25 protein-coding genes and 1 tRNA gene are annotated in these 23,946 nt (G+C 68.3%); 17 read left to right on the forward strand and 9 right to left on the reverse strand.

The genetic code is table 11. The features are described from left to right. Nucleotides 1–143: 143 nt before the first annotated feature. Together ACFVM3_RS00510 and ACFVM3_RS00515 are read right to left on the reverse strand one after the other, a co-directional pair. Nucleotides 144–524: a VOC family protein gene (locus ACFVM3_RS00510; RefSeq protein WP_378434222.1), complete on the reverse strand. Its 381-nt coding sequence runs from the start codon at nucleotides 522–524 to the stop codon at nucleotides 144–146. Nucleotides 525–571: 47 nt separating this feature from the next. Next, entirely contained in the window at nucleotides 572–715 is a 144-nt protein-coding gene (locus ACFVM3_RS00515; protein WP_158073309.1) for a hypothetical protein, read from the reverse strand. 97 nt (nucleotides 716–812) lie between these two features. Here ACFVM3_RS00515 and ACFVM3_RS00520 point away from each other — a divergent pair, with 97 nt between their 5' ends. From ACFVM3_RS00520 to ACFVM3_RS00540, 5 genes are read left to right on the forward strand one after another with little or no spacing between them, the layout of a single operon-like run. Then, the gene (locus ACFVM3_RS00520; protein WP_378434224.1) at nucleotides 813–1,451 is read left to right on the forward strand and encodes a TetR/AcrR family transcriptional regulator; all 639 of its coding nucleotides are present in this window, start codon (nucleotides 813–815) and stop codon (nucleotides 1,449–1,451) included. 39 nt (nucleotides 1,452–1,490) lie between these two features. After that, nucleotides 1,491–2,705, forward strand: coding sequence for a DUF4241 domain-containing protein (locus ACFVM3_RS00525; protein WP_378434226.1), 1,215 nt, complete (start codon nucleotides 1,491–1,493; stop codon nucleotides 2,703–2,705). After that, nucleotides 2,702–3,124, forward strand: coding sequence for a PPOX class F420-dependent oxidoreductase (locus ACFVM3_RS00530; RefSeq protein WP_378434227.1), 423 nt, complete (start codon nucleotides 2,702–2,704; stop codon nucleotides 3,122–3,124). Before ACFVM3_RS00525 ends, ACFVM3_RS00530 begins: the two co-directional genes overlap by 4 nt. A 41-nt stretch (nucleotides 3,125–3,165) precedes the next feature. Then, on the forward strand, nucleotides 3,166–3,744 hold the full coding sequence (locus tag ACFVM3_RS00535; protein WP_378434229.1) for a dihydrofolate reductase family protein: 579 nt from the start codon (nucleotides 3,166–3,168) through the stop codon (nucleotides 3,742–3,744). Between the two features lie 34 nt (nucleotides 3,745–3,778). Then, nucleotides 3,779–4,540 (forward strand): class I SAM-dependent DNA methyltransferase, encoded by a 762-nt coding sequence (locus tag ACFVM3_RS00540; RefSeq protein ID WP_378434231.1) that lies wholly within the window; start codon nucleotides 3,779–3,781, stop codon nucleotides 4,538–4,540. On the opposite strand, the gene ACFVM3_RS00545 is transcribed toward ACFVM3_RS00540, so the two are convergent. The 3 genes from ACFVM3_RS00545 to ACFVM3_RS00555 all read right to left on the reverse strand — a co-directional run bounded on the left by ACFVM3_RS00545 (nucleotide 4,488) and on the right by ACFVM3_RS00555 (nucleotide 6,622). After that, nucleotides 4,488–5,879, reverse strand: a complete 1,392-nt coding sequence (locus ACFVM3_RS00545) for an MFS transporter (RefSeq protein ID WP_378434233.1) — start codon at nucleotides 5,877–5,879, stop codon at nucleotides 4,488–4,490. The genes ACFVM3_RS00540 and ACFVM3_RS00545 overlap by 53 nt on opposite strands. Continuing rightward, on the reverse strand, nucleotides 5,876–6,445 hold the full coding sequence (locus ACFVM3_RS00550) for a TetR/AcrR family transcriptional regulator (protein WP_378434235.1): 570 nt from the start codon (nucleotides 6,443–6,445) through the stop codon (nucleotides 5,876–5,878). Before ACFVM3_RS00550 ends, ACFVM3_RS00545 begins: the two co-directional genes overlap by 4 nt. Before the next feature lie 95 nt (nucleotides 6,446–6,540). Further along, a tRNA-Tyr gene (locus ACFVM3_RS00555) sits at nucleotides 6,541–6,622 on the reverse strand. A 119-nt stretch (nucleotides 6,623–6,741) separates the two neighbouring features. On the opposite strand from ACFVM3_RS00555, the gene ACFVM3_RS00560 reads away from it, so the two are divergent. Next, the gene (locus ACFVM3_RS00560) at nucleotides 6,742–7,233 is read left to right on the forward strand and encodes a YajQ family cyclic di-GMP-binding protein (RefSeq protein ID WP_378434237.1); all 492 of its coding nucleotides are present in this window, start codon (nucleotides 6,742–6,744) and stop codon (nucleotides 7,231–7,233) included. A gap of 49 nt (nucleotides 7,234–7,282) precedes the next feature. On the opposite strand, the gene ACFVM3_RS00565 is transcribed toward ACFVM3_RS00560, so the two are convergent. Then, nucleotides 7,283–7,909 (reverse strand): hypothetical protein, encoded by a 627-nt coding sequence (locus ACFVM3_RS00565; protein WP_378434239.1) that lies wholly within the window; start codon nucleotides 7,907–7,909, stop codon nucleotides 7,283–7,285. A gap of 184 nt (nucleotides 7,910–8,093) precedes the next feature. Here ACFVM3_RS00565 and ACFVM3_RS00570 point away from each other — a divergent pair, with 184 nt between their 5' ends. Further along, entirely contained in the window at nucleotides 8,094–9,242 is a 1,149-nt protein-coding gene (locus ACFVM3_RS00570) for a sialidase family protein (RefSeq protein ID WP_378434241.1), read from the forward strand. Nucleotides 9,243–9,295: 53 nt separating this feature from the next. Continuing rightward, a complete protein-coding gene (gene rfbA / locus ACFVM3_RS00575) occupies nucleotides 9,296–10,177 on the forward strand; it encodes a glucose-1-phosphate thymidylyltransferase RfbA (protein ID WP_378434243.1) in 882 nt (293 codons plus the stop codon). On the opposite strand, the gene ACFVM3_RS00580 is transcribed toward rfbA, so the two are convergent. The 3 genes from ACFVM3_RS00580 to htpX form a co-directional block, all read right to left on the reverse strand. Then, nucleotides 10,167–11,483 carry an NtaA/DmoA family FMN-dependent monooxygenase gene (locus ACFVM3_RS00580; protein WP_378434245.1) on the reverse strand — a complete coding sequence of 439 codons (1,317 nt, stop codon included), beginning with the start codon at nucleotides 11,481–11,483 and terminating at the stop codon, nucleotides 10,167–10,169. The genes rfbA and ACFVM3_RS00580 overlap by 11 nt on opposite strands. A gap of 3 nt (nucleotides 11,484–11,486) precedes the next feature. Beyond that, nucleotides 11,487–12,548, reverse strand: a complete 1,062-nt coding sequence (locus ACFVM3_RS00585; RefSeq protein ID WP_378434247.1) for an LLM class flavin-dependent oxidoreductase — start codon at nucleotides 12,546–12,548, stop codon at nucleotides 11,487–11,489. Between the two features lie 276 nt (nucleotides 12,549–12,824). Next, on the reverse strand, nucleotides 12,825–13,691 hold the full coding sequence (htpX, locus tag ACFVM3_RS00590) for a zinc metalloprotease HtpX (RefSeq protein ID WP_378434249.1): 867 nt from the start codon (nucleotides 13,689–13,691) through the stop codon (nucleotides 12,825–12,827). A 133-nt stretch (nucleotides 13,692–13,824) separates the two neighbouring features. Here htpX and ACFVM3_RS00595 point away from each other — a divergent pair, with 133 nt between their 5' ends. From ACFVM3_RS00595 to ACFVM3_RS00635, 9 genes are all read left to right on the forward strand, one after another. Then, nucleotides 13,825–14,793 carry a YncE family protein gene (locus ACFVM3_RS00595; RefSeq protein ID WP_378434251.1) on the forward strand — a complete coding sequence of 323 codons (969 nt, stop codon included), beginning with the start codon at nucleotides 13,825–13,827 and terminating at the stop codon, nucleotides 14,791–14,793. A gap of 24 nt (nucleotides 14,794–14,817) precedes the next feature. Continuing rightward, nucleotides 14,818–16,005, forward strand: coding sequence for a BtrH N-terminal domain-containing protein (locus ACFVM3_RS00600; protein ID WP_378434253.1), 1,188 nt, complete (start codon nucleotides 14,818–14,820; stop codon nucleotides 16,003–16,005). A gap of 63 nt (nucleotides 16,006–16,068) precedes the next feature. Beyond that, nucleotides 16,069–16,530 carry an acyl-CoA thioesterase gene (locus ACFVM3_RS00605; protein WP_378434255.1) on the forward strand — a complete coding sequence of 154 codons (462 nt, stop codon included), beginning with the start codon at nucleotides 16,069–16,071 and terminating at the stop codon, nucleotides 16,528–16,530. 137 nt (nucleotides 16,531–16,667) lie between these two features. Beyond that, nucleotides 16,668–18,593, forward strand: a complete 1,926-nt coding sequence (locus ACFVM3_RS00610; RefSeq protein ID WP_378434256.1) for a S8 family serine peptidase — start codon at nucleotides 16,668–16,670, stop codon at nucleotides 18,591–18,593. A 334-nt stretch (nucleotides 18,594–18,927) separates the two neighbouring features. Next, complete coding sequence (locus ACFVM3_RS00615) at nucleotides 18,928–20,163, forward strand: class I SAM-dependent methyltransferase (protein ID WP_378434258.1); 1,236 nt, start codon at nucleotides 18,928–18,930, stop codon at nucleotides 20,161–20,163. Beyond that, nucleotides 20,160–20,957 carry a sugar phosphate nucleotidyltransferase gene (locus ACFVM3_RS00620; RefSeq protein WP_378434260.1) on the forward strand — a complete coding sequence of 266 codons (798 nt, stop codon included), beginning with the start codon at nucleotides 20,160–20,162 and terminating at the stop codon, nucleotides 20,955–20,957. The genes ACFVM3_RS00615 and ACFVM3_RS00620 overlap by 4 nt, the downstream gene beginning before the upstream one ends. After that, nucleotides 20,954–21,607: a PIG-L deacetylase family protein gene (locus ACFVM3_RS00625; protein ID WP_378434262.1), complete on the forward strand. Its 654-nt coding sequence runs from the start codon at nucleotides 20,954–20,956 to the stop codon at nucleotides 21,605–21,607. The genes ACFVM3_RS00620 and ACFVM3_RS00625 overlap by 4 nt, the downstream gene beginning before the upstream one ends. A gap of 5 nt (nucleotides 21,608–21,612) precedes the next feature. Further along, nucleotides 21,613–22,635 carry an NAD-dependent epimerase/dehydratase family protein gene (locus ACFVM3_RS00630; protein WP_378434264.1) on the forward strand — a complete coding sequence of 341 codons (1,023 nt, stop codon included), beginning with the start codon at nucleotides 21,613–21,615 and terminating at the stop codon, nucleotides 22,633–22,635. Then, the gene (locus ACFVM3_RS00635) at nucleotides 22,635–23,915 is read left to right on the forward strand and encodes a DUF4910 domain-containing protein (protein WP_378434266.1); all 1,281 of its coding nucleotides are present in this window, start codon (nucleotides 22,635–22,637) and stop codon (nucleotides 23,913–23,915) included. The genes ACFVM3_RS00630 and ACFVM3_RS00635 overlap by 1 nt, the downstream gene beginning before the upstream one ends. Nucleotides 23,916–23,946: the final 31 nt, after the last annotated feature.

The raw sequence follows: 23,946 nt of genomic DNA on the forward strand, positions 1-23,946 counted from the left end.
TCCACTGGGGCCCCGGGGTACCCCCCTTATACCACCACCCGTGCGCAAACCTCACCCACCGCGCCACTATTAATTAGCCCCGACCACGCACGGGGGGATTGGCCCACTGTGCACCAAGCCCCGCTTCGGTTCAGGCAGTTTCCTTACTGCTGCACCCATTCCACGAGTTCCACGGGCACGCCGTTCGGGTCGGTGACCATGAGGAGACGCTCTCCCCACGGCTCTTCCCGCAGCGGCAACGTGATCTCGACACCTTCGTCGCGCAGGCGCTTCTCCTCGGCTTCGAGGTTCTCGACCGTGAAGGCCACGATCACCCCGGACGCGCGCTGCTGCCGCAGGTTCTCCGGCAGGACCTCGATCCCCGCCTGAAGCAGGACGATGGTCATCTTCGCGGTTTCATGCCCGAGGGAGACGAAACCCTCCGCGGCCATCTGCTCGGTGAAGCCGAAGTGCTCGGTGAAGAAGCTGCTGGACGCGGCGACGTCGTCGACGGTCAGCGAGACGGTGGAGGCAAGGACGTTCATGGGCTATCCCCTTCGGGTCGGCGGTGGGTTTCGGAGGAGCCGGTCGGTCAGTACGACCGGCGGCGCGGGACGCCGATCGAGCGGCGCACCGGCATCGAGCGGCCCGGGAACGGCTGCTGGTGACGGCGGTCGTTCCGGCGGACCTGGGCGCGGTTGGTGCCTTCGTTGCCTTGGGGGATTCGAGCGGTCAAGGAGCCTCTTCTCTCACTGTTCGGTAGTACGGACGTAAGTTTACATCCGACGCACCGTAAGTCAAGGATATTTTTACGACGGTGGTAAACTTCGCTCATGACCAGCACGGATGTGGGTTTGCGGGAGCTCAAGAAGCAGGAGACACGGCAGCTGATCTCCGACCAGGCGACGCTGCTCTTCATCGAGAAGGGCTTCGAGGAGACGACGATCGCCGAGATCGCCGCGGCGGCGAGAGTCGCGAAGAAGACCGTCACGAACTACTTCGCGCGCAAGGAGGACCTGGCGCTCGACCAGCACGAGGAGTTCACGAACGGGCTGGCGAACGCCGTCCGGGACCGGAGGCCGGGCGAGTCGGCGCTGGCCGCGCTACGGCGTACCTTCCTGGACGCGGTGGCCGAGCATTCGCCGGTGATCGGCTTCACCGGTCCGGTCTTCGCCAAAATGGTGCTGGAGAGCCCGACCCTGACCGCCCGGCTGCGTGAACTGCACGAACTGCGGGAAGCGGCGCTCGCCGAACTGCTCGCGAGCGAGACCGGAGCCGACCCGGACGACGTCACCCCGATCATGGCCGCCGCCGAGCTCAACGCGATCGACCGCGTCCTCTTCCGCGAGGTCCTCCGGCGCTCGCACGCGGGCGAGAGCAACGACGAGATCGCCGAAGCGCTGACGAAGGCGACACAACGGGCTTTCGAGTTGCTGGAGCCGGCGTTCGGTGACTACGCGATTCGTGAATAGCCCTGGGTTTTGTCGGTGGTTCCCGCTAGGTTCCGCCTCATGTCTGAGGGGACCTTGCTGGACGTCGTCTACTGCGAAGGCTGGGATCCGGCCGCCCGGGCGGTGACCGGGAGGCTCTCGTCCGGCACCGCACGCGGACGAGACGCCGCCGGAGAGCAGTACGCCGTCGCTCTGGTGCGCCCTGACACCGAGATGCCGCTGGTGCTGCTCGAAATCGCGTGGAAGCACTCGTTCGCCCGCACGGTGCTGTTCGACGAGCTGGGCAGGCGCCGGGGTTTCTTCGAGTTCCGCGTGCTGGAGGACGGCGCGCTGTTCCTCATGAAGATCGAGCAGTGGACCTACCGGTTCGACGACCAGGAAGAGTTCGACAAGAAGAGCGCCGGCCATCTGGAGATGTCCTTCGGCCCGGACGGCAAGGGCTGGATGCATCAGGCGCCCCAGGGGTATGGCGGCGGCTCCAGCAGCGGTCAGGTCAGCAAGCAGGTGTCGGAGCTGACCACGCCGAGGCCCGCGTTCGGTGACTGGGAACCTCTCGCGAACTCGGGCCCGCTGGCCCTCCGGACCCCGGACGCTCCCGATACCGATCCGCCGCTGCCCGCCGACGAACGTCCTTGGCGGCCGTCCGTTCCGCTGTGCCCTTCCGGCATGGACGAGATGTTCACCGCGGGCACGCGTTTCTCGCTGAGCGGCGACCATGGCCTCGTCGAGGTCGAGCTCCGGGACGCCGGGAAGCTCCGCATGCCCAGTGGCAGGCTCGTCGCGGCGGATCCGGCGTTCCTGGACTCGGACGCGGAGCACTTCACGGTCACCATGCCTCCCGGTGAGTACCAGGTCGAAGTCTCCGTGATCCGGTTCGTCGACGAACCCGCGCACGAACGGGTCGCGGCCGCCAAACTCGTCGTCGCCGACGTTCCCGTCGCCACCTGGGAAACAGCGCTCTGGCCCGGGCAGAACGCGCTTTTCCTCGGAGACGGGGAGTTCTACGGCTACGGCGTGGACAGCGGCACGGGCTGCTTCGCCGACGCGGCCGCCGTCCCCGCGGAGATGGACGACGACCTCCTGGAGAAGTTCGAGGAGGTGGACCCGTATGTCGACGTCACCCCGGACGGAGCCGACGGCAACATCATCGCGTTCACCACGGGCTGGGGCGACGGCAGCTATCCGACCTGGATCGGCCGGTCGGCCGACGGCACGCCGGTCTGCTTCGTCACCGACATGCTGGTCCTCAACCGCGCCCGGATGATGGCGTCATGACCTTTACAGACGAGGAGATCGCATACCTGCGTTCGCAGCCTTTGGCCCGCTTCGCGACCCTGTCGGAGGACGGCGAACAGCCCGATGTCGTCCCGCTGGCGTTCGAGTTCGACGGCACGTATTTCTGGGTCGGCGGCGTGGGCGCGTCGGTGCTCACGACCCGGAAGTTCCGCAATATCCGTGCGGGGCGGCGCAAAGTCGCCGTGGTCGTCGACGACACGGTCTCGTTCGACCCGTTCATCGCCCGCGGTATCCGGATCTACGGCGAGGCCGCCGATCCGATCGAACGGGTGGGGGTGGTCGGCCCGGGCATCTACGCGCGCGTGACGCCGAAGGTGTCGTGGAGCTGGAACATGGCGGGCGAACCCGCGGGCGAGACGTGGTATCCGTCGAGGCGCGCGGTGCACGGCGAGGCGTGATCGCACCGTTTTTGTCGGGGGGCGGCGGTACGGTCTGGTCCATGCGGGAGCTGATCGTCACCGAGAACTGCACGATCGACGGCGTGATCGAACTGGCGGGCGACTGGTTCAGTCCGGGCGACACGGATCCGGACGTGGACCGGTCGGACGTCCTGGCCGTGCTCGAACAACAACGTGAAAACGCCGACGCGTTCCTCCTCGGACGCGTCACCTTCGAAGACATGCGCGGGTACTGGCCGAAGCAAACCGATGACACGACAGGAATTTCGGCCTACCTCGACTCAGTGGACAAGTACGTGGTCTCCAGCACGCTGACGGAGCCGGAGTGGCGGAACACGACAGTGCTCTCCGGTGAACTGCGTTCGGAGATCGAGAATCTGAAGGCCGCCGAAGGCAAGGACATCGTGACGACCGGGAGCATCTCGCTGGTGCGGGCGCTCATCGCCGAGGGCCTCGTCGACGAGTATCGGCTGTTCGTCTATCCCGTCGTGGTGGGCGAAGGGCGCCGGCTGTTCGAGGGCGCCACCGGCGTTCCGAAGCTTCGCCTGGCGGAGGAGCGGACGTTCGCGTCGGGGATCGTGCTGCTGCGTTATCGAGCTGACACCCCGAAAACGGGATGAACACCGCACGGTCGCGGGCGTAGCGTCGGCGACCGTGAACAGTGAGACGGATACGGGAGACGACCCGGCGGACGGCTGGTTCCCCGAAAGTGTGGCCGCGGGCTATGACGCGCCGGGCGGCGCGAACGCGCCCGAAGTGGTGACACCCGCGGTGGACGTCCTCGAGAACCTGGCGGACGGTCCGGTGCTCGAGTTCGCCGTCGGGACCGGACGGATCGCGATCCCGCTGGCGGCACGCGGGGTACCGGTGAGCGGCCTCGAACTGAGCAGGGCGATGGCGGACCGGATAGCGGGCAAGCCAGGCGGCGACGCGGTCGACGTCACGATCGGCGATATGACGAAGACCAGGGTGGCGGGCGAATTTTCGCTGGTCTGCCTGGTGTACAACACGATCAGCAACGTGACCACCCAGGACGGTCAGGTCGACGTCTTCCGCAACGCGGCCGCGCATCTGCGACCGGGCGGGCTGTTCCTCGTCGAGGTCGGCCTGCCGGATCTGCGCCGCTTGCCGCCAGGGCAGGACATCGTCCCGTTCGCGATGGCGCCCGGCTACGTGGGGTTCGATCAGTACGACGTCGTCAGGCAGGAGTTCACTTCGAACCACGTCACGGTGTCGCCGGAGGGAGAGGGGCGATTCCGCCGCATCCCCTTCAGGTACGCGTGGCCCGCTGAAATGGACCTCATGGCCCGCATCGCCGGGATGCGCCTGAAGTACCGCTGGGCGGACTGGGACCGTTCGGAATTCACCGCCGAGAGCACCAAGCACGTGTCCGTGTGGGAACGCGTTTCTCCGTGAAGACGATGGCCGCGCTGACGGCGAGCAGCGGCAGCGCCCACAGTGCCGTCGTGAGATAGCCGTCCCGGGTGGGGAGCAGCGCGCCGTCCGGCGTGGCGGCGGCGAGCAGCAGACCGGCGAGGGCGCTGCCCACGGCCATCCCGATGCTGCGGGCGATCTGGTTGATCGAGAGCACGCTCGCCGTTTCCCCTTGGGGCACACCGACGAGCACGAGTCCGGGCATCACCGCGAAGAGGCCGCCGACGGCGAAACCGAGGAGGGCGATCGCGGCGAGGACGAGAACGAACGACTGACTGCCGACGGCGAACAACAGCGCACTGGCCACCGCGATCATGGTCGAGACCAAGTACGTCCGCCGCTCGTCGACGCGGGGAATCGCTTTTCCCGCAACGAATCCGAGTAGCGAGAACGGGATAAGCGCCGCACCGGCGGCGACACCGGGGAGCGCGAAGCCGTACTGGGCGTCCGCAGGTGTCTGCACGTAGCGGGTGAAGAGACTGAACAGCAGGTATAGACCCGCCCCGGCGACGAGAATCGCCAGATTCGCGCGGAGGACGGGGCCTTGGCCGAGCAACCGAAGGTCCACCAGCGGCTCGGTCGTGCGTAGTTCGATGAACGCCCACGCGGCCAGGACTGTGGCCGTAGCGGCGAGGAGTCCACCGGCCTGCCACACAGTCGCCCACAGCGAGGGCACGGCGATGAGCAGGAGCACCCCAAGCGTGCCGAGAGCGAGGAGCAGCGCGCCGGGGACATCGATCCGGGGCGGCTCGCCGGGCGCCTCGACAGGCAGCATCCGCCAGGCGATGAGGAAGGCGACAGTCGAGAGGAGGAATCCGAACCCGTACGCGACGCGCAGTCCCGCGAGCTGATCGAGGAGGCTGACCACGGGGTAGCCGACCCCGATGCCGACGGTCGACGCGACCGACAGCGCGGCGATCGTCGAGGTCGAGCGCTCGGGCGGCAGGTGCGCGCGGGCGACGCTCATCAACAGCGCCCCGGCCGCGACCCCGAGCCCTTGCAGGCCGCGTCCGATCAGCAACGCCGCGTACGGAAGCGGGAGCACCGTCAGCAACCCGCCGGCCGTGACCAGGGCCAGGGTGACCAGGATCGTGATGCGGCGGTACGGGCCGCCGCCGAGCCTGCCCAGGATCGGGCCCGCGATCGCGCCGCTGAACAACGTCACCGTCAACGTCCACTGTGCCGCGTCGAGGGATACGCGCAGCCCGGTGGCGACCGGGGTGATCAGCGGCGCCCCGACGCTGCCGATCACGGCCCCCGCCAACGCCGTGCACACCAGCGCGGCGCTCAGCCGCCCGTCGTGCCGGGCCGGGGCACTCATCGGTTCGTCTCGGTGGTGACGTGCGTGAACAGACCCGGCTGGATCCGGGTACGAACCCCCTCGGCCCAGCTCGCGTCGACCTGCTCGACGTCCATCGCGGCGCCGGCGTTCAGCAGCATCCCGAAGGCTAGGAACGCCTTCACGGTCACCGGGTCGAGTCCGGTGCCGTTCTCGGCGGTGTCCCACATCCGCGCGAAACACGACCGCACCACGTCCCGCACCTCCGGATCGCCGCACGCGGCGAAGCCCTGAAGCTGCAACAACAACCCGGTCCGATCGGCCAGCAGGTCGAAGTACTGGGCGCCCATCGCCGAGAGCGCGCCGAGGCCGGTCTCCCCTTCGCCCGCGTCTCGCATCGCGTCACTGAGCCGCTCGAAAGCGGCCTGGACCAGCTCCAGGAACAGGGCCTTCTTCGTCCCGAACATCCTGAAGACGTACGCCTGCGTGATCCCCGCCGTCTTCGCGATCGCTTCCGTCGACGCCCCGTGCAGCCCGTGCTCCGCGAACTCCTCCGCGGCGATGGCCAGCACCTGGGCACGTCGCTCGGGTCCGCTCATCCGTGCCATGGCCCTGAAGTTACTGGTTACTAACCACTAACCAAAGGTGTCTTGCGCAACACAAAGGAGCGGCCCCGTGACTGGGTCACGAGGCCGCTCCGGTGTGGCGAGTGAGGGATTCGAACCCCCGAAGGCAGTGCCGTCTGATTTACAGTCAGATCCCTTTGGCCGCTCGGGCAACTCGCCGTGGCCGGGTGCCCCCGGCCGAGACGAAAGAATACCCAATGCCGTGGCGGGCCGGTCAACCGGGTTCCGCAGGGCTAGGGTGGAAGCTCCTGACAAGCGAGTACGAGGTGTGAGAACACGTGGCGGATCCCTCTTTCGACGTGGTGAGCAAGGTCGATCGCCAGGAGGTGGACAACGCCCTGAACCAGGCCAGCAAGGAACTCGGTACACGGTTCGACTTCCGGGGTACCGGGACCAAGATCGACTGGTCCGGTGAGGAGGCGATCTCGATCGAGTCCGAGACCGAGGAACGGGCACTGGCGGCGGTCGAGGTGTTCAAGGAGAAGCTGATCAAGCGCGGCATCTCCCTGAAGGCCTTCGAGGCGGGCGAGCCGGCACTGTCCGGCAAGATCTACAAGATCGGCGGCAAGATCCTGCAGGGGATCGCGTCGGACAAGGCGAAGCAGATCGCCAAGTTCATCCGCGACGAGGGCCCCAAGGGGGTCCAGGCGCAGATCCAGGGCGACCAGCTGCGGGTGTCCGGCAAGAAGAAGGACCAGCTGCAGGACGTGATCGCCTTGCTGAAGGGCAAGGACTTCGAGATCGCGCTGCAGTTCACGAACTACCGCTGATCGCGGCGACGACAAGGCCACCTTCCGCGGAAGGTGGCCTTCGCCATGTCTAGGACGCGGTGACCGTCCAGATCCCGTCGCCTTCCACGGACACGAAAGCCGGACCGGACACGGGCACGCTGCCGGTGTAGTCGCCGCTGTGCACCCACACCGCGGTGCGGCCGCTCTTCTTGGTGGCGACGGCGACCGACGTGACGCCGTCGGGCACGGCGAACACCGCTTCGCTCTTGCCCGACAAGGGCCTGCCCGGCTCCAGGACGGGCAGGCCGCTTTCGTCGGTGATGGTCAGCGTCCAGGGGGCGTTGGCCTTGACGGTGAACGTCTTCGCCTGACGGCCGGGCATGTCGTTGATCCACTGCGTGCCCTTGTACGGGCCGATGTCGTTGACGATCAGCTCGTTCTCGGTGTTGACCGCGACGTGGCCGGAACATTTCGGGCAGTCGAAGGTCACGAAGCCGAGGCGCGTCGGCCAAGCCATGGGGACTGACGCGTTCCCCTTGCCCGAGTGCTTCTCCACCGGCTGCGGGCCGGGCCTTGGGGTGGTCGTCGGGGTCGGCGAAGGTGTGCTCAGCCCTTCCGGAGCGGCCGCCTGCGGGACGACACGGCCCAGGTTCGGCGGTGAGCAGGCCACCAGGCCCACGGTCAGCAGTACGGCGGCGCACAAGCGCTTGATCACGAATTTCCCCCTGGTCGAACCCGTCACCGGATCTTCGCCCGCCGATAGCCCAGCGTTACCGGACCACTCGGGCGAGCGATTCAGGCCACCCGGACGTGGGATTCCGCCGCGACGCCTTCACGGGAGCCCGAAAGGGACAAAAGCCCGTGTTGTAATCCGGCGATCGCGTTCGAGGAAGGTCACGATGAAGCGCCGTTTCAGCTCCACACTCGCCTTCGCGCTGTCACTCACAGTGATCGCGTCCCTGTTCACCTCCGCGCAGGCCGCCGAGCGCCAGCAGCTCGTGCCCGGCTACGGCTCCTACCCGCGACTCATCCGCCTGGAGCATTCCGCGATCGGCCGCGGCCGCATCCTCGCGTCGCTGACCAGCGAGGACGCGAGCGGCAAGTTCACCCCGATCATGGAGAGCACCGACGAGGGCAAGAGCTTCCACAAGATCGGCGAGATCCGCGATCGCGACGGCCGCCGCGGCATGTGCTGCGGCACGCTGTACGAACTGCCGCAACGGGTCGGCAGGCTCCGCGCGGGCACCCTGCTGTGGGCCGCGAGCTACCGGCAGGACGCCGGTCCGCAGCGGCGCATCGGCATCCGGATCTGGTCCAGCCGCGACGCCGGCCGAACATGGGGCTTCCTGTCCGAGGCGGCTCGTTCGCACAATCACGACGGCATCTGGGAGCCGGAGTTCGTCGTCGACGCGGGTGGCACGCTGTGGCTCCACTACGCCGACGAGACCGAGGCGCCGCAGTTCGCGCAGGTGATGAACCGGGTCGCGTCCACCGACGGGGTGAACTGGGGCACCAAGCAGCGCACGATGGCCATCCCGCCCCATCGGGTGCGGCCGGGGATGCCGATCATCCGGCGCCTCCCCGACGGCCGGTACTACCTGGCCTACGAGATCTGCAACTACCGCGACCGGTACTGCGACCCGTACTTCAAGATCTCCTCCGACGGCGCCAACTGGGGCGATCCCCTCGACCCCGGCACCCGCGTCACCACCGCGAACGGCAACTACTTCCAGCACGCCCAGACGATCACGCTGTTCCCCGGCGGCCCGAACGGGGTGCGGCTGGTGATGGTCGGGCAGATCTACACCAACGCCGCCGGGGTGCCGCAGGACAAGAACGGCAAGGTCCTGCTGGCCAACGACAACTTCGGCGCCGGGCACTGGTACGAGCTTCCGGCCCCGGTGCACATCGTCGGGATCCACAACAACTTCTGCCCCAACTACAGCTCGACGTTGCTGCCGGTCGACGGCGGCAAGAACGTGTTGCAGATCTCGACGGAGTACAACCTCGGCTGCAAGGCGTACTTCGCGAAGGGCCCGGCGTTCTGAGCCACCCGGTAGTGTGAGGTCCCGAGCGATCGGCTACGAAGCGGGGGCATCGCATGAAGGGCATCGTGCTGGCGGGGGGCAGTGGGACGCGTCTGCATCCCATCACCCAGGCGATATCGAAACAGCTGCTACCGGTCTACGACAAACCGATGATCTACTACCCGATCTCGGTGCTGATGTTCGCCGGGATCCGCGAAATCCTGATCATCTCGACCCCCGTCGACCTGCCGCATTTCCGGCGGCTGCTCGGCGACGGGAGCCAGTTCGGGCTCAGCTTCAGCTACGCCGAGCAGGCCGCGCCGAACGGGCTGGCCGAGGCGTTCGTCATCGGCGCGGACTTCATCGGCGACGAAGACGTCGCGCTCGTGCTCGGTGACAACATCTTCTACGGCCAGGGGTTCTCCAGCAGGCTGCAGGCCGCGGCGACCGCGCTCGACGGCTGTGTGCTGTTCGGTTACCCGGTCAAGGACCCGCAGCGGTACGGCGTCGGCGAGATCGACGCCGACGGCAAGCTCCTCTCCATCGAGGAGAAACCCGCGAAGCCGAAGTCGAACAAGGCCATCACCGGCCTGTACTTCTACGACAACCAGGTCGTCGAGATCGCCCGTGACCTCAAGCCCTCGCCGCGCGGGGAGCTGGAGATCACGGACGTCAACCTCACCTACCTGCGGCAGGACCGCGCGACGCTGATCGACCTCGGCCGCGGGTTCGCCTGGCTCGACACCGGCACGCACGACTCGCTGCTGGAAGCAGGCCAGTTCGTGCAGGTCCTCGAACACCGGACGGGTGTCCGGATCGCGTGTCTCGAGGAAGTCGCGCTGCGGATGGGCTTCATCGACGCGGAACAGTGCTACGCGCTCGGCGCGAAGCTGGCGAAGTCCGGCTACGGCGAATATCTGATGAACGTCGCGCGCACCCAGGGTGCTACCGGCTGAACAGGTGCTCGCGCAGGGTGTCGCCGGTGTAGTCGGTCCGGAAGACACCCCGTTCCTGCAGCAGCGGAACGACGTCGTCGACGAACGCGTCCAGCCCACCAGGGGTCAGATGCGGCACTAGCACGAAACCGTCGGCGGCGTCGCTCTGGACGTACTCGTCGATCGACTCCGCGACCTGACGGGCGGTACCGACGAACTGCTGGCGCGCGGTCACCTCGATGACGAGTTCGCGGATGGAGAGCTTCTTCTCCGCCGCGATCGCCCGCCATTTCGCGGCCACGGCCAGTGGATCCTTCTCGTGCCGGATGCGGCCCCAGGTCAGCGGTTCGGCGTCGGGGTCCGGGTCGATCTCGGGGAGCGGGCCGTCGGCGTCGTAGGCGGAGAGGTCTCGGCTCCAGATCTGTTCGAGGAACTGGATCGCGGTCGCCGGGCGCACCTGCTGGTAGCGGATCTCGCGGGCGTACTCGTGCGCGTCCTCCTCGGTGTCGCCGAGGACGAACGTCGCCGCGGGCATGATCAGCAGATCGCCGGGTTCGCGGCCGTACGCGGGTAGCCGTCGCTTGACGTCGGCGAAGAACTCCTTGCCGCTTTCCAGCGAGCCGTGGCGGCTGAAGATGACGTCGGCGGTCTTGGCGGCGAACTCCCTGCCCTCGTCCGAATCCCCGGCCTGGATGACGATGGGCTGCCCCTGCGGGGTCCTCGGGACGGTGAACTCGCCGCGGATGTCGAACTGTGGTCCACTGTGGACAAAGCGTCCGATGCCGCGCGCGAAAACGCCGTTCTCCTTGTCCCCCACCAGCGCGTCGGGTGCCCAGCTGTCCCAGAGCTCACGCACGGTGGCGAGGAACTCCTCGGCGCGGCGGTAGCGGTCCTCGCGTTTCAGGAAGCCACCGCGGCGGAAGTTCTGTCCCGTCCACGCGTCCGGTGAGGTGACGACGTTCCACGCGGCGCGGCCGCCGGACAGGTGGTCGATGCTCGCCACCTGCCGCGCGACCTCGTACGGCTCGTTGAACGTCGACGACAGCGTGCCCGCGAGCCCGAGCCGGGTGGTGACCGCCGACAGCGCGGCGAGCACGGTGGTGGTGTTCGGCCGCCCGACGACGTCGGAGTCGAGGATCTTGCCCGCGTGTTCGCGCAGGCGCAGGCCCTCGGCGAGGAAGAGGAAGTCGAACTTGCCCCGCTCGGCCGTGCGCGCGAGATGTTCGAAGGACGAAAAGTCGATTTGACTACCCGAACGTGGGTCGCTCCACACTGTCGTGTTGTTGACGCCGGGGAAGTGTGCGGCGAGTTTGACCTGTTTGGGCATCTGTCACGTCTCCGCGTACTGGTTGGCGGCGACCCCGAGGCCGAGATGGTCGCGCAGGGTGGTGCCGGTGTAGGCCTGCCGGAACACGCCCGCGGCCTGGAGCGCGGGGACGGTCTCGGCGGTGAAGAGCGCCAGGTCGTCGGGCAGGACCGCGGGGCGGATGTGGAAGCCGTCGAGTCCGTTGGACGCCGCGAGGCGGGGCAGTTCGGTGGCGAGGCCGGCGGGAGTGCCGGTGAAGCTCCAGCCCGGCGGGAAGGGCGCGTAGGTCTCCAGCGTCCGGCGGCGGTCGAGGGCGGCCTGCTCGGTCTCGGCGAGCACGATCGACAGGCCCGCCAGGAGCTTGGCATCCGGGAAGCGTTCGCGACGCTCGCCGATCCGGACGAGGTCGGCGCCGTGCGCGTACGGCGAGTCGCCGTACACCGCGACGACGGGATGCCCCTGGGGTGGACGCGGCGTGATCGAAGGTCCCTTGATGCTGAAGAAGCGGCCATCGAAGTCGACGTAATGGAGCTTCTCGCGGTCGATGAAGCGGCCGGTCGGCTCGTCGCGGATGATCGCGTCGTCCTCCCAGCTGTCCCAGAGGCGTGCGATGACGTCGACGACCTCGGCGTTCTCCGCTTCGGCGTCCGCCTCGGACGGGAGGGGGCGCCTGCCGAAGTGCGCGACCTCGGCTTCGGTGCGCGAAGGCACCGCGAGGACGCCTGCGCGGCCGCGGCTCGCGAAGTCGAGCGAAGCGACGGCCGTCGAGATGTGGAACGGCTCGGTGTGTGTGGTGGTCACCGTCGGGACGAGGCCGATTCCGCTGGTCACCGGGGCTATCGCGGCGAAGGTCAGTAGCGCGTCGAGCCGGCCTCGGACGACCTCCTCGCCGCCGGATTGGAGCGCGAGGGTGTCGTCGAGAGTGACGAAGTCGAGCGAAGCCGCTTCGGCGAGCTTCGCGTGGGTCAGGTAGTGAGCGGCGGTGAACAAGGCGGCCGGGCGGACGTCGGAGACCCGCCAGGCGGCCGGATGCTGCCCGGCCCCGTCGAGCGCGACCCCGAGGTGCAACTGCTGTGCGGAAGCCATGCCCGGGCAACTCGCGCGCCGATGCCCCGATTCCCGCTCCCACGAGCTGGGACGCCGGGCCGACCTGCGTTTAGCCCCCTAATCGCGATCCGGAGGGCGACCTGCGTTTCGCGGGCTAATCGCGATCCGCCTGGTCAGCGCGCCCAATGTGACATCGGGGGCGGTGAGTGTCTCCAAAGCCGCATCGGGGCAGGGGTCCGGGCCGGATCGCGTTTAGCGGGCTAAACGCGATCTGGGGGCCACCTGCGTTTAGCGGGCTAAACGCGACGCGGCTGGTCAGTGGGGGTGGCGCGCCATTTCTTCCAGGCGCCGGATGCGTTCGGCCATGGGCGGGTGGGTCGAGAAGAGCTTCGTGAGGCCTTCGCCCGGGCGGAACGGGTTCGCGATCATCAGGTGCGACTGCGAGACCAGCTTCGGTTCCGGCACGAGCGGCGCCGCGCGCGTCCCCTGGTCGAGCTTCCGCAGCGCCGACGCCAGCCCGAGCGGGTCGCCGGTGAGTTCCGCGCCCGACGCGTCGGCCTGGAATTCCCGCGAGCGGCTCACCCCGAGCTTCACGACGGCGGCCGCGATCGGCCCGATCACGACCAGAAGCAGCCCGACCAGCGGGCTCTCGCCGTCCTCGCGGTTGCTGCCGCCGAAGACGCTGGTGAACATCGCGATATTGGCGATCACGCTGATCACGCTCGCCAGCGCGCCCGCGACACACGAGATCAGGATGTCGCGGTTGTAGACGTGGGACAGCTCGTGCCCGAGCACCGCCCGCAGTTCGCGCTCGTCCAGCAGGTCGAGGATGCCGGTGGTGCAGCACACCGCCGCGTGCCGGGGGCTGCGGCCGGTGGCGAAGGCGTTCGGCGCCTGCGTGGGGCTGACGTAGAGCCGCGGCATCGGCTGTCGCGCGGTGGTGGCCAGCTCCCGCACGATCCGGTACATCGCCGGGTGCTCGGCCTCCGAAATCGGTCGGGCGCGCATGGCCCGCAGCGCCAGCTTGCCGGAGTTGAAATAGGCGTACGCGTTGACCCCGAGCGCCACCACCAGCCCGATGACCAGCGCGCCCCGTCCGAAGAAACCGCTGATCGCGACGATGAGCGCGGACAGCAGGCCGAGCAGGACGACGGTCTTGAGCCCGTTCTGGTGTTTGTGCACGGCGTCCTGCTCCTTCCTTTCTCAGGGGTGGGGGTTACTCATCGGAAACAACGCGATCGGGGGACGCGAAGTTCCTTCGCGTGCTCGGCCAGCGGGTTATCGTCGAACCCCGGACGATCATCGGGAGGCGCCTGTGCGAGGACCCGAACTGAGCCGCCGAGCCCTGCTCACCCTGGCCGCGGCCGGCGCCTCCGCGGTCGCCTTCGCACCGGCGGCCAGAGCCGAAAAGGTGCTTCTCGTCGAGGTCGGAGGCACTCCGGAGGCGGTCGCGGTGAATTCCGTCACCGGCTTCGCGTATGTCTCCGACCCGTCCACGGGCACGATCGTCGTCCTCGACTCGCGGTCCGGCACGGTCGGCGACGTGATCCCGGTCGGCGGCGAGCCCGCCGGGCTGGCCGTGGACACCGCGACCGACCGGATCTTCGTCGCGAACCCGCCCGGCGGGACCGTCCTCGTCATCGACGGGCGGACCAGCGACGTCGTCAGCGTGGTGCCCGCCGGCCCCGGCGCGTCCAGCGTCGACGTCGACGAGCAGGCGAACCGCGTCTACGCGGCCAGCGCCCTCACCGGGACGCTGGCCGTCATCGACGGCGTCGGCTGCCGCCTGCTGGACCTCGTCCCCGGCCCCACGCGGGGGTTGTCGTCGACGGCGGTCGACAGCGGACGCAAGCTCGCGTACTGCACCAGCACGGCCACCGACTCCCTGGAGGTCTTCGACATCGGCGCGGGCAAGTTCACCGGCGGGATCCCGGTCGGCAAGTCGCCGACCGGGGTCGCCGTGCACAGCGCGTCCGGCACGGTCTTCGTCGCGAATTCGGCGATCCATCATCTGTCCATCGTGGACATGGGCACGCGCAAGGAGAAGGCGACCGTGCTGCTGCGCTCGGAGTCTTCGGCGCTCGCCGTCCACGAAGGATCGAACACCGTGTACTCCAACGGAGGACCGAACGGCCTCGCCAGGATCGACGGCAGGACGAGCCTGCTCACCGGCGACCTGTCACTCGGCGTGAACCCCGGCGCGGTCGCGATCGACCAGCGCACCAGAACGGTGTACGTGGCGGATCCCTTGCGCGGCAGGGTTTCCCTGATCAGAGACTTCTGAGGCCGGAGCGGGCATGATGGCGGGGTGACCGAGTACGAATTACGCGGCGGGCTGCAACCGGACGTCTCGGCCGTGACCGCCGTACTGGCGCATCACGGTGTCGAGGGGCCGGACGGGAAAGCGCCCGGCGAAGCGCTGGTCTTCGCCGTCTCCGGCGGGATCGGGGCCGGTTACATCCTGTGGGACTTCGCGCACGAGACGATGTCGACGATCGTGTTCGGTTTCCGCGCGCGCTGGCAGTATCCCCATGACTGGCTCAAGTCCACAGTGGACCGTCTCGGGCTCGGCGTCGATCTCCACACCACCGGCGGCAAACGCGCCGCCGCGAAACGGCTCACCACCGACCTCGAAGCGGGGCGGCCGGTGATCGTCCTCCCCGACCGCGAATCGCTCGGTTACTGGCATCTGCCGCCGGAGATGTCCGGCGGTGGCGGGCACTTCGTCGTCGCGTACGGCGAAGAGGACGGCCGGGTGCTCGTCGACGACCGGAACCTCGCCCCGCTGACGGTCGACCGGAAGACGTTCGACGCCGCGCGCGGCCGCGTCGGCTCGTACAAGAACCTGCTCGCGACGATCCGGCCCGGCGAAGTCTCCGACTGGCGGACGGCCGTGCGCGACGGGCTGACGGACTGCGTCCGGAATCTCTCGGCGCCGTCGAAGTCGTTCTCGCTGCCGGCGTGGGGGCGCTGGGCGAAGGCGATGACCGACGAACGTGACCCGAAGGGCTGGCCGCGCGCGTTCGGCGAGCGGCGCGGGCTCGTCGGGGCGCTGTTCAACGTCTGGGAGAGCGTCACCCCGGCCGGGATGGAGGGCGGGCACCTGCGCGGGCTGTTCGCCGACGCGCTCACCGAAGCCGCCGTCCTGCTCGAACTCCCGGCGCTGGCCGAACAGGCGTCGACCTGGCGCGGGATCGGCGAACGCTGGGCCGAACTGGCCGAGACGGCCGTCCCGGCGTCGAACGCGGAGTTCGCCTGGGTGCGCGGGCTGGTCAGCGCGGTGTCGGCGGGGGTCAGGGAGGGCGACGCGGGGCAGGACGCCGCCGCGGCGGCCGGTGCGGAGATGTGGAAACTGCGCGCGCACTACAACGACGAAACACCGTTCACCGACGGTGAAGTCCGTGAACTCTTCGGCACGATGGGCGCCCAGATCCGGGATATCCACACCGCCGAGACCGCCGCGATCCGGGAGCTGTCCGAAGCCCTGATGGAGTGAACCGGGCCGACGTCCGTTGCGCCGCGCGGCCGGAACACCGCGCGATCGTTGAAGATCCACTTCGTGCACGCACATCCGCTGGGGACGACCAGTGCGCGTCCCGCTCCCGAGATCCACCTCCACCGCCATCGCCTGCGTGTCGCCGACCTGGACTGTCTCGGTCACGTCGGGAACGCGCGGCTGCTGGAGTACTTCCAGGAAGCCCAGATCGCGCTGCTCGACCCGCGGCGTGAGCACCTTTTCCAGGCCAAGGGACCGGCGTACCTGATCGCGAAGCACAACGTCAGTTACCTGCGGCGGCTGACGTTCCGTGACAACCCGGTCGCGGTGGAGACCGTGGTCGGCCGGATCGGCACCTGCGACGTCGTGGTGAACAGCAGGCTGCGCGACGAACGGGCCGTCTACGCGCGCTGCCGCACCATCTGGGTCGCGTGCACCCTGCCCGAAGGCAGCACGCGGCGGCTCGACGAAGAGGAACGCGATCGGCTGACGCGGTTCAGCGGGGCGTTCGACGAGATCTCCTGAAGCAGTTTTTAACCGTTTATGCTCCATTTCCCGCAATACCGGAAAACGGCTGGGCCGTTCAGCGGCTGATCATCACGCTTTTCGGCCGGTACCTTCGAAAGACCTCTCTCCCCTGCAGAGCTCCCCGGAGGTATTTCATGCCACGGCCGAAGTCTGTCCGCTTCCTCGCGCCCATGATCGGCGCGATGCTACTGACGAGCGGGGCGGCCGTCGCCGCCCCGGCCGCCGAAGACCCCCAGTTCATCCGTCTGGCCAGCAGGACCTTCGACCCGCTGAGCCAGCGCACGGCGGCGAGCCAGGACTGGAAGGGCGCGTATCTGCTCCAGGTCCGAAGCGCGCTGACCGACGCGCAACGCGGGAAATTGCGCTCACTCGGCGTGCGGATCGGGACCTACATTCCCGATTTCGCCTACGTTGTCCGGCTGAAACCGGAGAACCGTGAATCGGTGGCGGAATTGGCTTTCGTCCGCTGGCTCGGTGAATACCGGCCGGACGACAAGAGGGAGATGTCGACGGCCGCGACCGGGAGTCACCTGGTGACGCTGGTCGAGCCGGACGCGCGGGACCAGCGCGCGGTGGCCGAGCGGATCCTGCGGCTCGGCGGCGGTATCGAGGCGATCTCGCAGAGCGGGCAGCACATCGTCGCGAAACTCGGCTCCGGGCAGGTCGCCGCCGTGGCGCAGGGGGCGGAGGTGCTCGCGGTCGGCGCGATCACCGCCCCCGAAACCGACATGGCCAACGCCAGGGAGAGCGGGGGCGCGAACCACATCGAGAGTGTCGGCGGCTACCGCGGTCAGGGCGTGCGCGGCGAGGTGATGGACGGCGGGCTGCGCGTCACGCACCAGGAGTTCAAAGCGCGGCCGACGGTGATGCACGGCTCGAACTCCACCAGCACCAGCCACGGGACTTCGACCTACGGCCAGATCTTCGCGTCGGGGGTGAGCGCGCCACAACGGGGGCTGCTGCCCGAGGGGCAGGGGATCTTCGCCACCTACAACAAGCCGGACCGCTACGCCCACACGAAGGAACTGGTCGACCCGGCGGGCAAGTACCGCGCGGTGTTCCAGAGCAACAGCTGGGGCGGCGGGCTGACCACGGCGTACAACTCCGTCTCCGCCGAACTCGACAAGATCGTCTTCGATCACGACCTGCTGATCTGCCAGTCGCAGAGCAACGCGGGCACCCAGCAGTCGCGGCCGCAGGCCTGGTCGAAGAACGTGCTCTCGGTCGGCGGGCAGTACCACTACAACACGCTGGGCCGCACCGACGACAAGTGGAGCGGCGGCGCCAGCATCGGCCCGGCCGCCGACGGCCGGATCAAACCGGAACTGTCGAACTACTACGACCGGATCGACACCACGTCGTCGGGGAGTGACACCTCGTACACGACGTCGTTCGGCGGCACGAGCGGCGCGACCCCGATCACCTGCGGGAACGCCGGGTTGCTGTTCCAGATGTGGGCCGACGGCGTGTTCGACGGCGGTCCCGGCAAGGCCCGCGACGTCTTCGCGAGCCGCCCGCACGCGGCGACCGCGAAGGCGCTGCTGGTCAACGGGGCAGACCAGTTCGCGTTCAGCGGCACGTCGCACGACATGACCAGGACGCATCAGGGCTGGGGCACCGCGAACGTGCGGTACCTGCACGACCAGGCCAAGGCGAACGGGTGGAAACTGCCGGTGCTGGTGAACGAGACCGACCTGCTGGGTACCGGGCAGTCGAAGAAGTACACGGTCGCGGTGAACGGGACCAAGCAGTTCAAGGCGACGCTGGCCTACACCGACCCGGCGGGCTCCCCGAGCGCGTCGGTCGCCAGGGTCAACGACCTGACCCTGAAGGTCACCGCGCCGAACGGGACCGTCTACTACGGCAACAACGGGCTGAAGGCGGGCAATTTCTCGACCGCGGGCGGATCGCCGAACACGGTCGACACGGTGGAGAACGTCATCCTCGAGAAGCCGGCCGCGGGTACGTGGACGGTGGAGGTCGTGGCGACGCAGGTGAACGCCGACGGGCACCCCGAGACGTCGGCCACGGACGCGGACTACGCGCTGGTGGTCTCCTGACGGCGTGACAGGCCGGATCGCGTTTAGCCCGCTAAACGCGATCCGGCCGGGCGCGGCGATGGGGTGCCGGTGCCGCGAAAGCCACTTTCGGGACATCAGACGTCGCGAAAGTGGCTTTCGCGACGTCCGGGCCGGAATCGCGCGTCGCGTTTAGCGGGCTAAACGCGAGTCGGGGAGGTTGCCCGCGCCCGGATGGCGGAGGCCTCTGCGCCGATGGCCGAGACGACAGGTTTCGGTTGTGAGACGGAAGCGTGAGACCCCTGGAAGGCATGTAACGAGGCGACCCGAGGTGCCGACGTCTGGGATACGTGACGCGAGCCAAGGAGCCTCTTCGATGACCACCTGCCGACTCTGCGGCTCGGCCCGACTCGCCAGCGTCGTCGACCTCGGGGCGACGCCGCCGTGCGAACGGTTCCTGACCGCGGAGCAGCTCGCGGAGCCGGAGCCGACGTACCCCCTGCACCTGCGGGTCTGCACCGAATGCCGGCTCGCCCAGATCCCGCCGCTGATCACCCCGGAAGAGACTTTCACCGAATACGCGTACTTCTCGTCATATTCCGCTTCCTGGGTCGAGCACGCGAAGACGTTCGTCGACGGCGCGGTCGAGCGGCTCGGGCTCGACGATTCGTCGTTCGTCGTCGAGGTCGCGAGCAACGACGGTTATCTGCTCAAACACGTTGTGGCGCAGCAGATCCGCTGTCTCGGCGTGGAACCTTCGGTGAACGTCGGCCAAGCCGCGCGTGACGCCGGGGTGCCGACGAAGACCGCTTTCCTCGGTCCCGAGACCGGACGTGAGGTCCGCGACGAGCACGGTCCCGCCGACCTCGTCGTGGCGAACAACGTCTATGCGCACATCCCGGACATCATCGGTTTCACGCACGGGCTCCGCGCCCTGGTCGCCGACGACGGCTGGGTCAGCATCGAGGTCCAGCACCTGCTGACGCTGATCCAGGACAACCAGTACGACACGATCTATCACGAGCATTTCCAGTACTACACGGTGGAATCCGCGCGCCGGGCCCTCGCGCGCGGCGGATTGTCCGTTGTGGACGTCGAACTCCTGCCCACGCATGGCGGTTCGATCCGGCTGTGGGCGCGTCCGGAGGCCGTCGCCGATGAGCCGAGCGAGCGGATGACTCAGGTCCTCGACGCCGAGAAGGCCGCCGGACTGCACGAAATGTCCGGGTACACCGAATTCTCCGAGCGCGTCACCAAGGTCCGCCTGGAGCTGAACAAGTTCCTCACCGACGCGGCGCTCGAAGGCAAGACCGTCGTCGGCTACGGCGCCCCCGGCAAGGGCAACACGCTGCTGAACCACTGCGGTATCCGCCCGGACGTGCTGCGCTACACCGTCGACCGGAACCCGTACAAGCACGGCCGCTTCACCCCCGGCACCCGGATCCCGATCCTGCCGCCGGAGCGGATCGAGGCGGACAAGCCCGATTACGTGCTCGTCCTTCCGTGGAACCTCCGGAAGGAGCTGACCGCCCAGTTGTCCTTTGTGGACGAATGGGGCGGGAAGCTGGTCTTCCCCATCCCCCGCCTGGAAATCGTCGAGGTGAAGTCGTGAAGGTAGTCCTCTTCTGCGGCGGCTACGGCATGCGGATGCGCAACGGTGACGCGTCCGACGTGCCGAAGCCGATGGCCATGGTCGGCCCGAGACCCCTGATCTGGCACGTGATGCGGTACTACGCGCATTTCGGGCACACGGAGTTCATTCTCTGCCTCGGTTACGGCGCGCACCACATCAAGGAGTTCTTCCTCAACTACGAAGAGACCACCTCCAACGATTTCGTTCTGCGCAACGGCAAGGCGGAACTGCTGTCGACCGACATCGCGGACTGGTCGATCACCTTCGTGCAGACCGGCCTCGAATCGGCCATCGGCGAGCGCCTGCGCCGGGTGCGCCCGTACCTCCAGGGCGACGAGATGTTCCTCGCCAACTACGCCGACGTCCTCACCGACGCCCCGCTGCCGGACATGATCGAGCGGTTCACCGAATCCGACGCCGGCGCGTCGATGATGGTCGTGCCGCCGCAGTCGTCGTTCCACTGCGTCGAGATGGGCGAGGACGGCCGCATCGGCGCGCTGACCCCGGTGAGCGAGATGCCGCTGTGGGAGAACGGCGGGTATTTCGTGCTGCGCCAGGAGATCTTCGACCACATCCCCGAGGGCGGCGACCTGGTGGCCGACGGCTGCGGCGAACTCGCCAAGCAGGGGAAGCTCCTCGCCTACCCGTATCGCGGGTTCTGGAAGCCGACGGACACCGTCAAGGAACGCGTCCAGCTGGACGACGCCTACGCGCACGGCGACCGTCCGTGGGCGTTGTGGGAACACGAACCGGCTCCGGTGGGCATCGCGTGATCGGACTCGGTACCGGCGGGCTCGAGCGGATCGTCGCGCTGGGCGCGCATTGCGACGACATCGCCATCGGGGCGGGCGGCACACTGCTGACCCTCTGCGCCGCAAACCCGGGTCTCCGAGTGGACGCGCTCGTCCTTTCCGGCGGCGGCACCGACCGGGAGGCCGAGGAGCGCGCCGCGCTCGCGGCCTTCTGCCAGGGCGCCGACGTCGACGTCACCGTGCTCAAACTGCCCGACGGCCGGTTCCCCGCCCACTGGGAAGAGGCCAAGAACAGCCTGGAAGAGCTGCGCCGCCGCACCGACCCGGACCTCGTCCTCTCCCCGCGCACGGCGGACGCGCACCAGGACCACCGCGGGCTGGCGACGCTGGTGCCGACGGTGTTCCGCACCCATCTCCAACTGGAGTACGAGATCGCGAAATGGGACGGCGACCTCGCCAAACCCACCGCGTACGTGCCGCTCACCCCGGAGATCGCCGAAGAAAAGGTCCGGCTGCTGCAGGAGCACTACTCCTCCCAGCGGCACCGGCCCTGGTACGACCGGGAAGCCTTCCTCGGCCTGGCCCGCATCCGCGGAATCGAATGCGGGCAGCGCTACGCGGAGGCCTTCGACCTCAAGAAACTGACGCTCGACCTCACTCCGAAAGGCTGAAAGCCATGCGTGTGCTGCTGACCGGGCACAAGGGCTACCTGGGCACGGTGATGGCCCCGGTGCTGGCCGCCGAAGGCCACGAGGTCGTCGGCCTCGACTCCGGTCTCTTCGACACCTGCGTGCTGGGCCCGCAGCCCGACGATCCCAAGGGCTACGAAGTCGACCTCCGCGACGTCACGGCCGAGCACGTGACCGGGGTGGACGCGGTGATCCACCTCGCCGCGCTGTCCAACGACCCGCTGGGCTCGCTGGCGCCGGAGCTCACCTACGCCATCAACCACCACGCCTCGGTCAAGCTCGCGAAGCTGGCGAAGGACGCAGGGGTCAAACGGTTCCTGTACGCCTCGACGTGCTCGGTCTACGGCGCTTCGGGCGGAGACGGCCTGGTCGACGAGGACGCGCCGCTGCGCCCGGTGACGCCGTACGCCGAGTCGAAGGTGCGGGTCGAGGACGATCTCCACGAACTCGCCGATGACGACTTCACCCCCGTGTACATGCGTAACGCCACCGCGTTCGGTTTCTCGCCGCGGCTGCGGTCGGACATCGTGCTCAACAACCTCACCGCGCACGCCCACGTTTCGGGCGAGATCCTGGTGCTGTCGGACGGGACGCCGTGGCGGCCGCTGGTGCACGCCAAGGACATCGCGCGCGCCTTCGAGGCCGCACTGGTCGCCCCCAAGGAGGCCGTCCACGACAAGGCGTTCAACATCGGCACCGAACGCAACAACGTGACCGTGGCCGAGATCGCGCAGCAGGTCGTCGAGGCCGTCCCCAGCGCGAAGCTGCGGATCACCGGCGAGTCCGCGGGCGACCCGCGCTCCTACCGCGTCGACTTCTCCCGCTTCCGCGAGGCGATCCCAGGTTTCGAATGCGAGTGGTCGGTCAAGGACGGCGCGCTCGACCTGATCTACGCCTACCGCACGCACGGCCTGACCGCGCACGACTTCAAGAACCGCTTCACCAGGCTGGCCACGCTCAACGCGCGGACCGCCGCCGGCGAGATCGACGAAACCCTGCGGCGACGGTGATGACGCGTAAACCCCTGGACACGGGCGCCGACCTGCGGAAGCTGGTCGAGCGCCTGTATCCGCTCTGCCGCAGCATCACCGGCGACGGCGTCCGCGCCACGCTGAAGATCCTCGGCGAGCACATCCCGCTCGACGTCCACGAGGTGCCGACCGGGACCCAGGTGCTCGACTGGACCGTTCCCCAGGAGTGGAACATCCAGGACGCCTGGGTGAAGGACCCGGCGGGCCGGAAGGTCGTCGACTTCCGGGAGTCGAACCTGCACGTCGTCGGCTACAGCGTCCCGGTGGCCGAGACGATGCCGCTGGCGGAGCTGCGTGAGCATCTCCACACGCTGCCCGAGCAGCCGTCGCTGGTGCCGTACCGCACGAGCTACTACGCGCCGACGTGGGGCTTCTGTCTGGCTCAGGACACCCTCGACGCGTTGCCGGACGGCGATTACGAGGTCCGCATCGAGTCCACTTTGGACGACGGGCACCTGACCTACGCCGAACACGTGGTCCCCGGCGAGGTCACCGACGAGGTGCTGGTGTCGTGCCACACCTGCCATCCGTCGCTGGCCAACGACAACCTCGCCGGTATCGCCGTCGCCGCGGCGCTCGCGCAGCGGCTGGCCGCGGGGAAACCGCACTTCACGTACCGGTTCCTCTTCATGCCGGGCACGATCGGCGCGATCACCTGGCTCGCGCGCAACACCGAACGGCTCGGAAAGGTCAAGGCCGGGATCGTGCTCGCCTGCGCGGGCGACCCCGGATCGCTGACCTACAAGCGAAGCCGGCGCGGGGACGCCGAGATCGACAAGGTGCTCGAATTCGTCCTCGCCGGGAAACCGCACAAGGTCCTGGACTTCTCGCCGTACGGCTACGACGAGCGGCAGTTCTGCTCGCCAGGGTTCAACCTCGGCGTCGGCTCGCTGACCAGGACGCCGTACGCCGGCTATCCCGAGTACCACACCTCGGCGGACAACCTGGATTTCGTGTCCACCGAGGCGATGGAGGACACCCTCGCGACCTTGGGCGAGGCGCTCTCCGTGCTGGACCGGAACCGCCGCTACGTCAACCTGAGCCCGTACGGCGAGCCGCAGCTCGGCAAACGCGGGCTCTACGACTCCCTCGGCGGCCGCAGTGACGCCAAGGCGGCCCAGATGGCGATGCTCTGGGTGCTCAACCTTTCGGACGGCGAGCACAGCCTGCTCGACGTCGCCCAGCGATCCGGTCTCCCCTTCGATTCCGTCGTCGCCGCCGCCCACGCGCTGCAGGGCGCCGGATTGCTGAAGGAGTGACGCCGGTGGCAGGTGGCAGACATCGGGCGAC

Origin of the sequence: Amycolatopsis sp. NPDC057786, from assembly GCF_042797905.1 — a bacterium.
In the GTDB taxonomy this organism is placed as follows: Bacteria; Actinomycetota; Actinomycetes; order Mycobacteriales; family Pseudonocardiaceae; genus Amycolatopsis.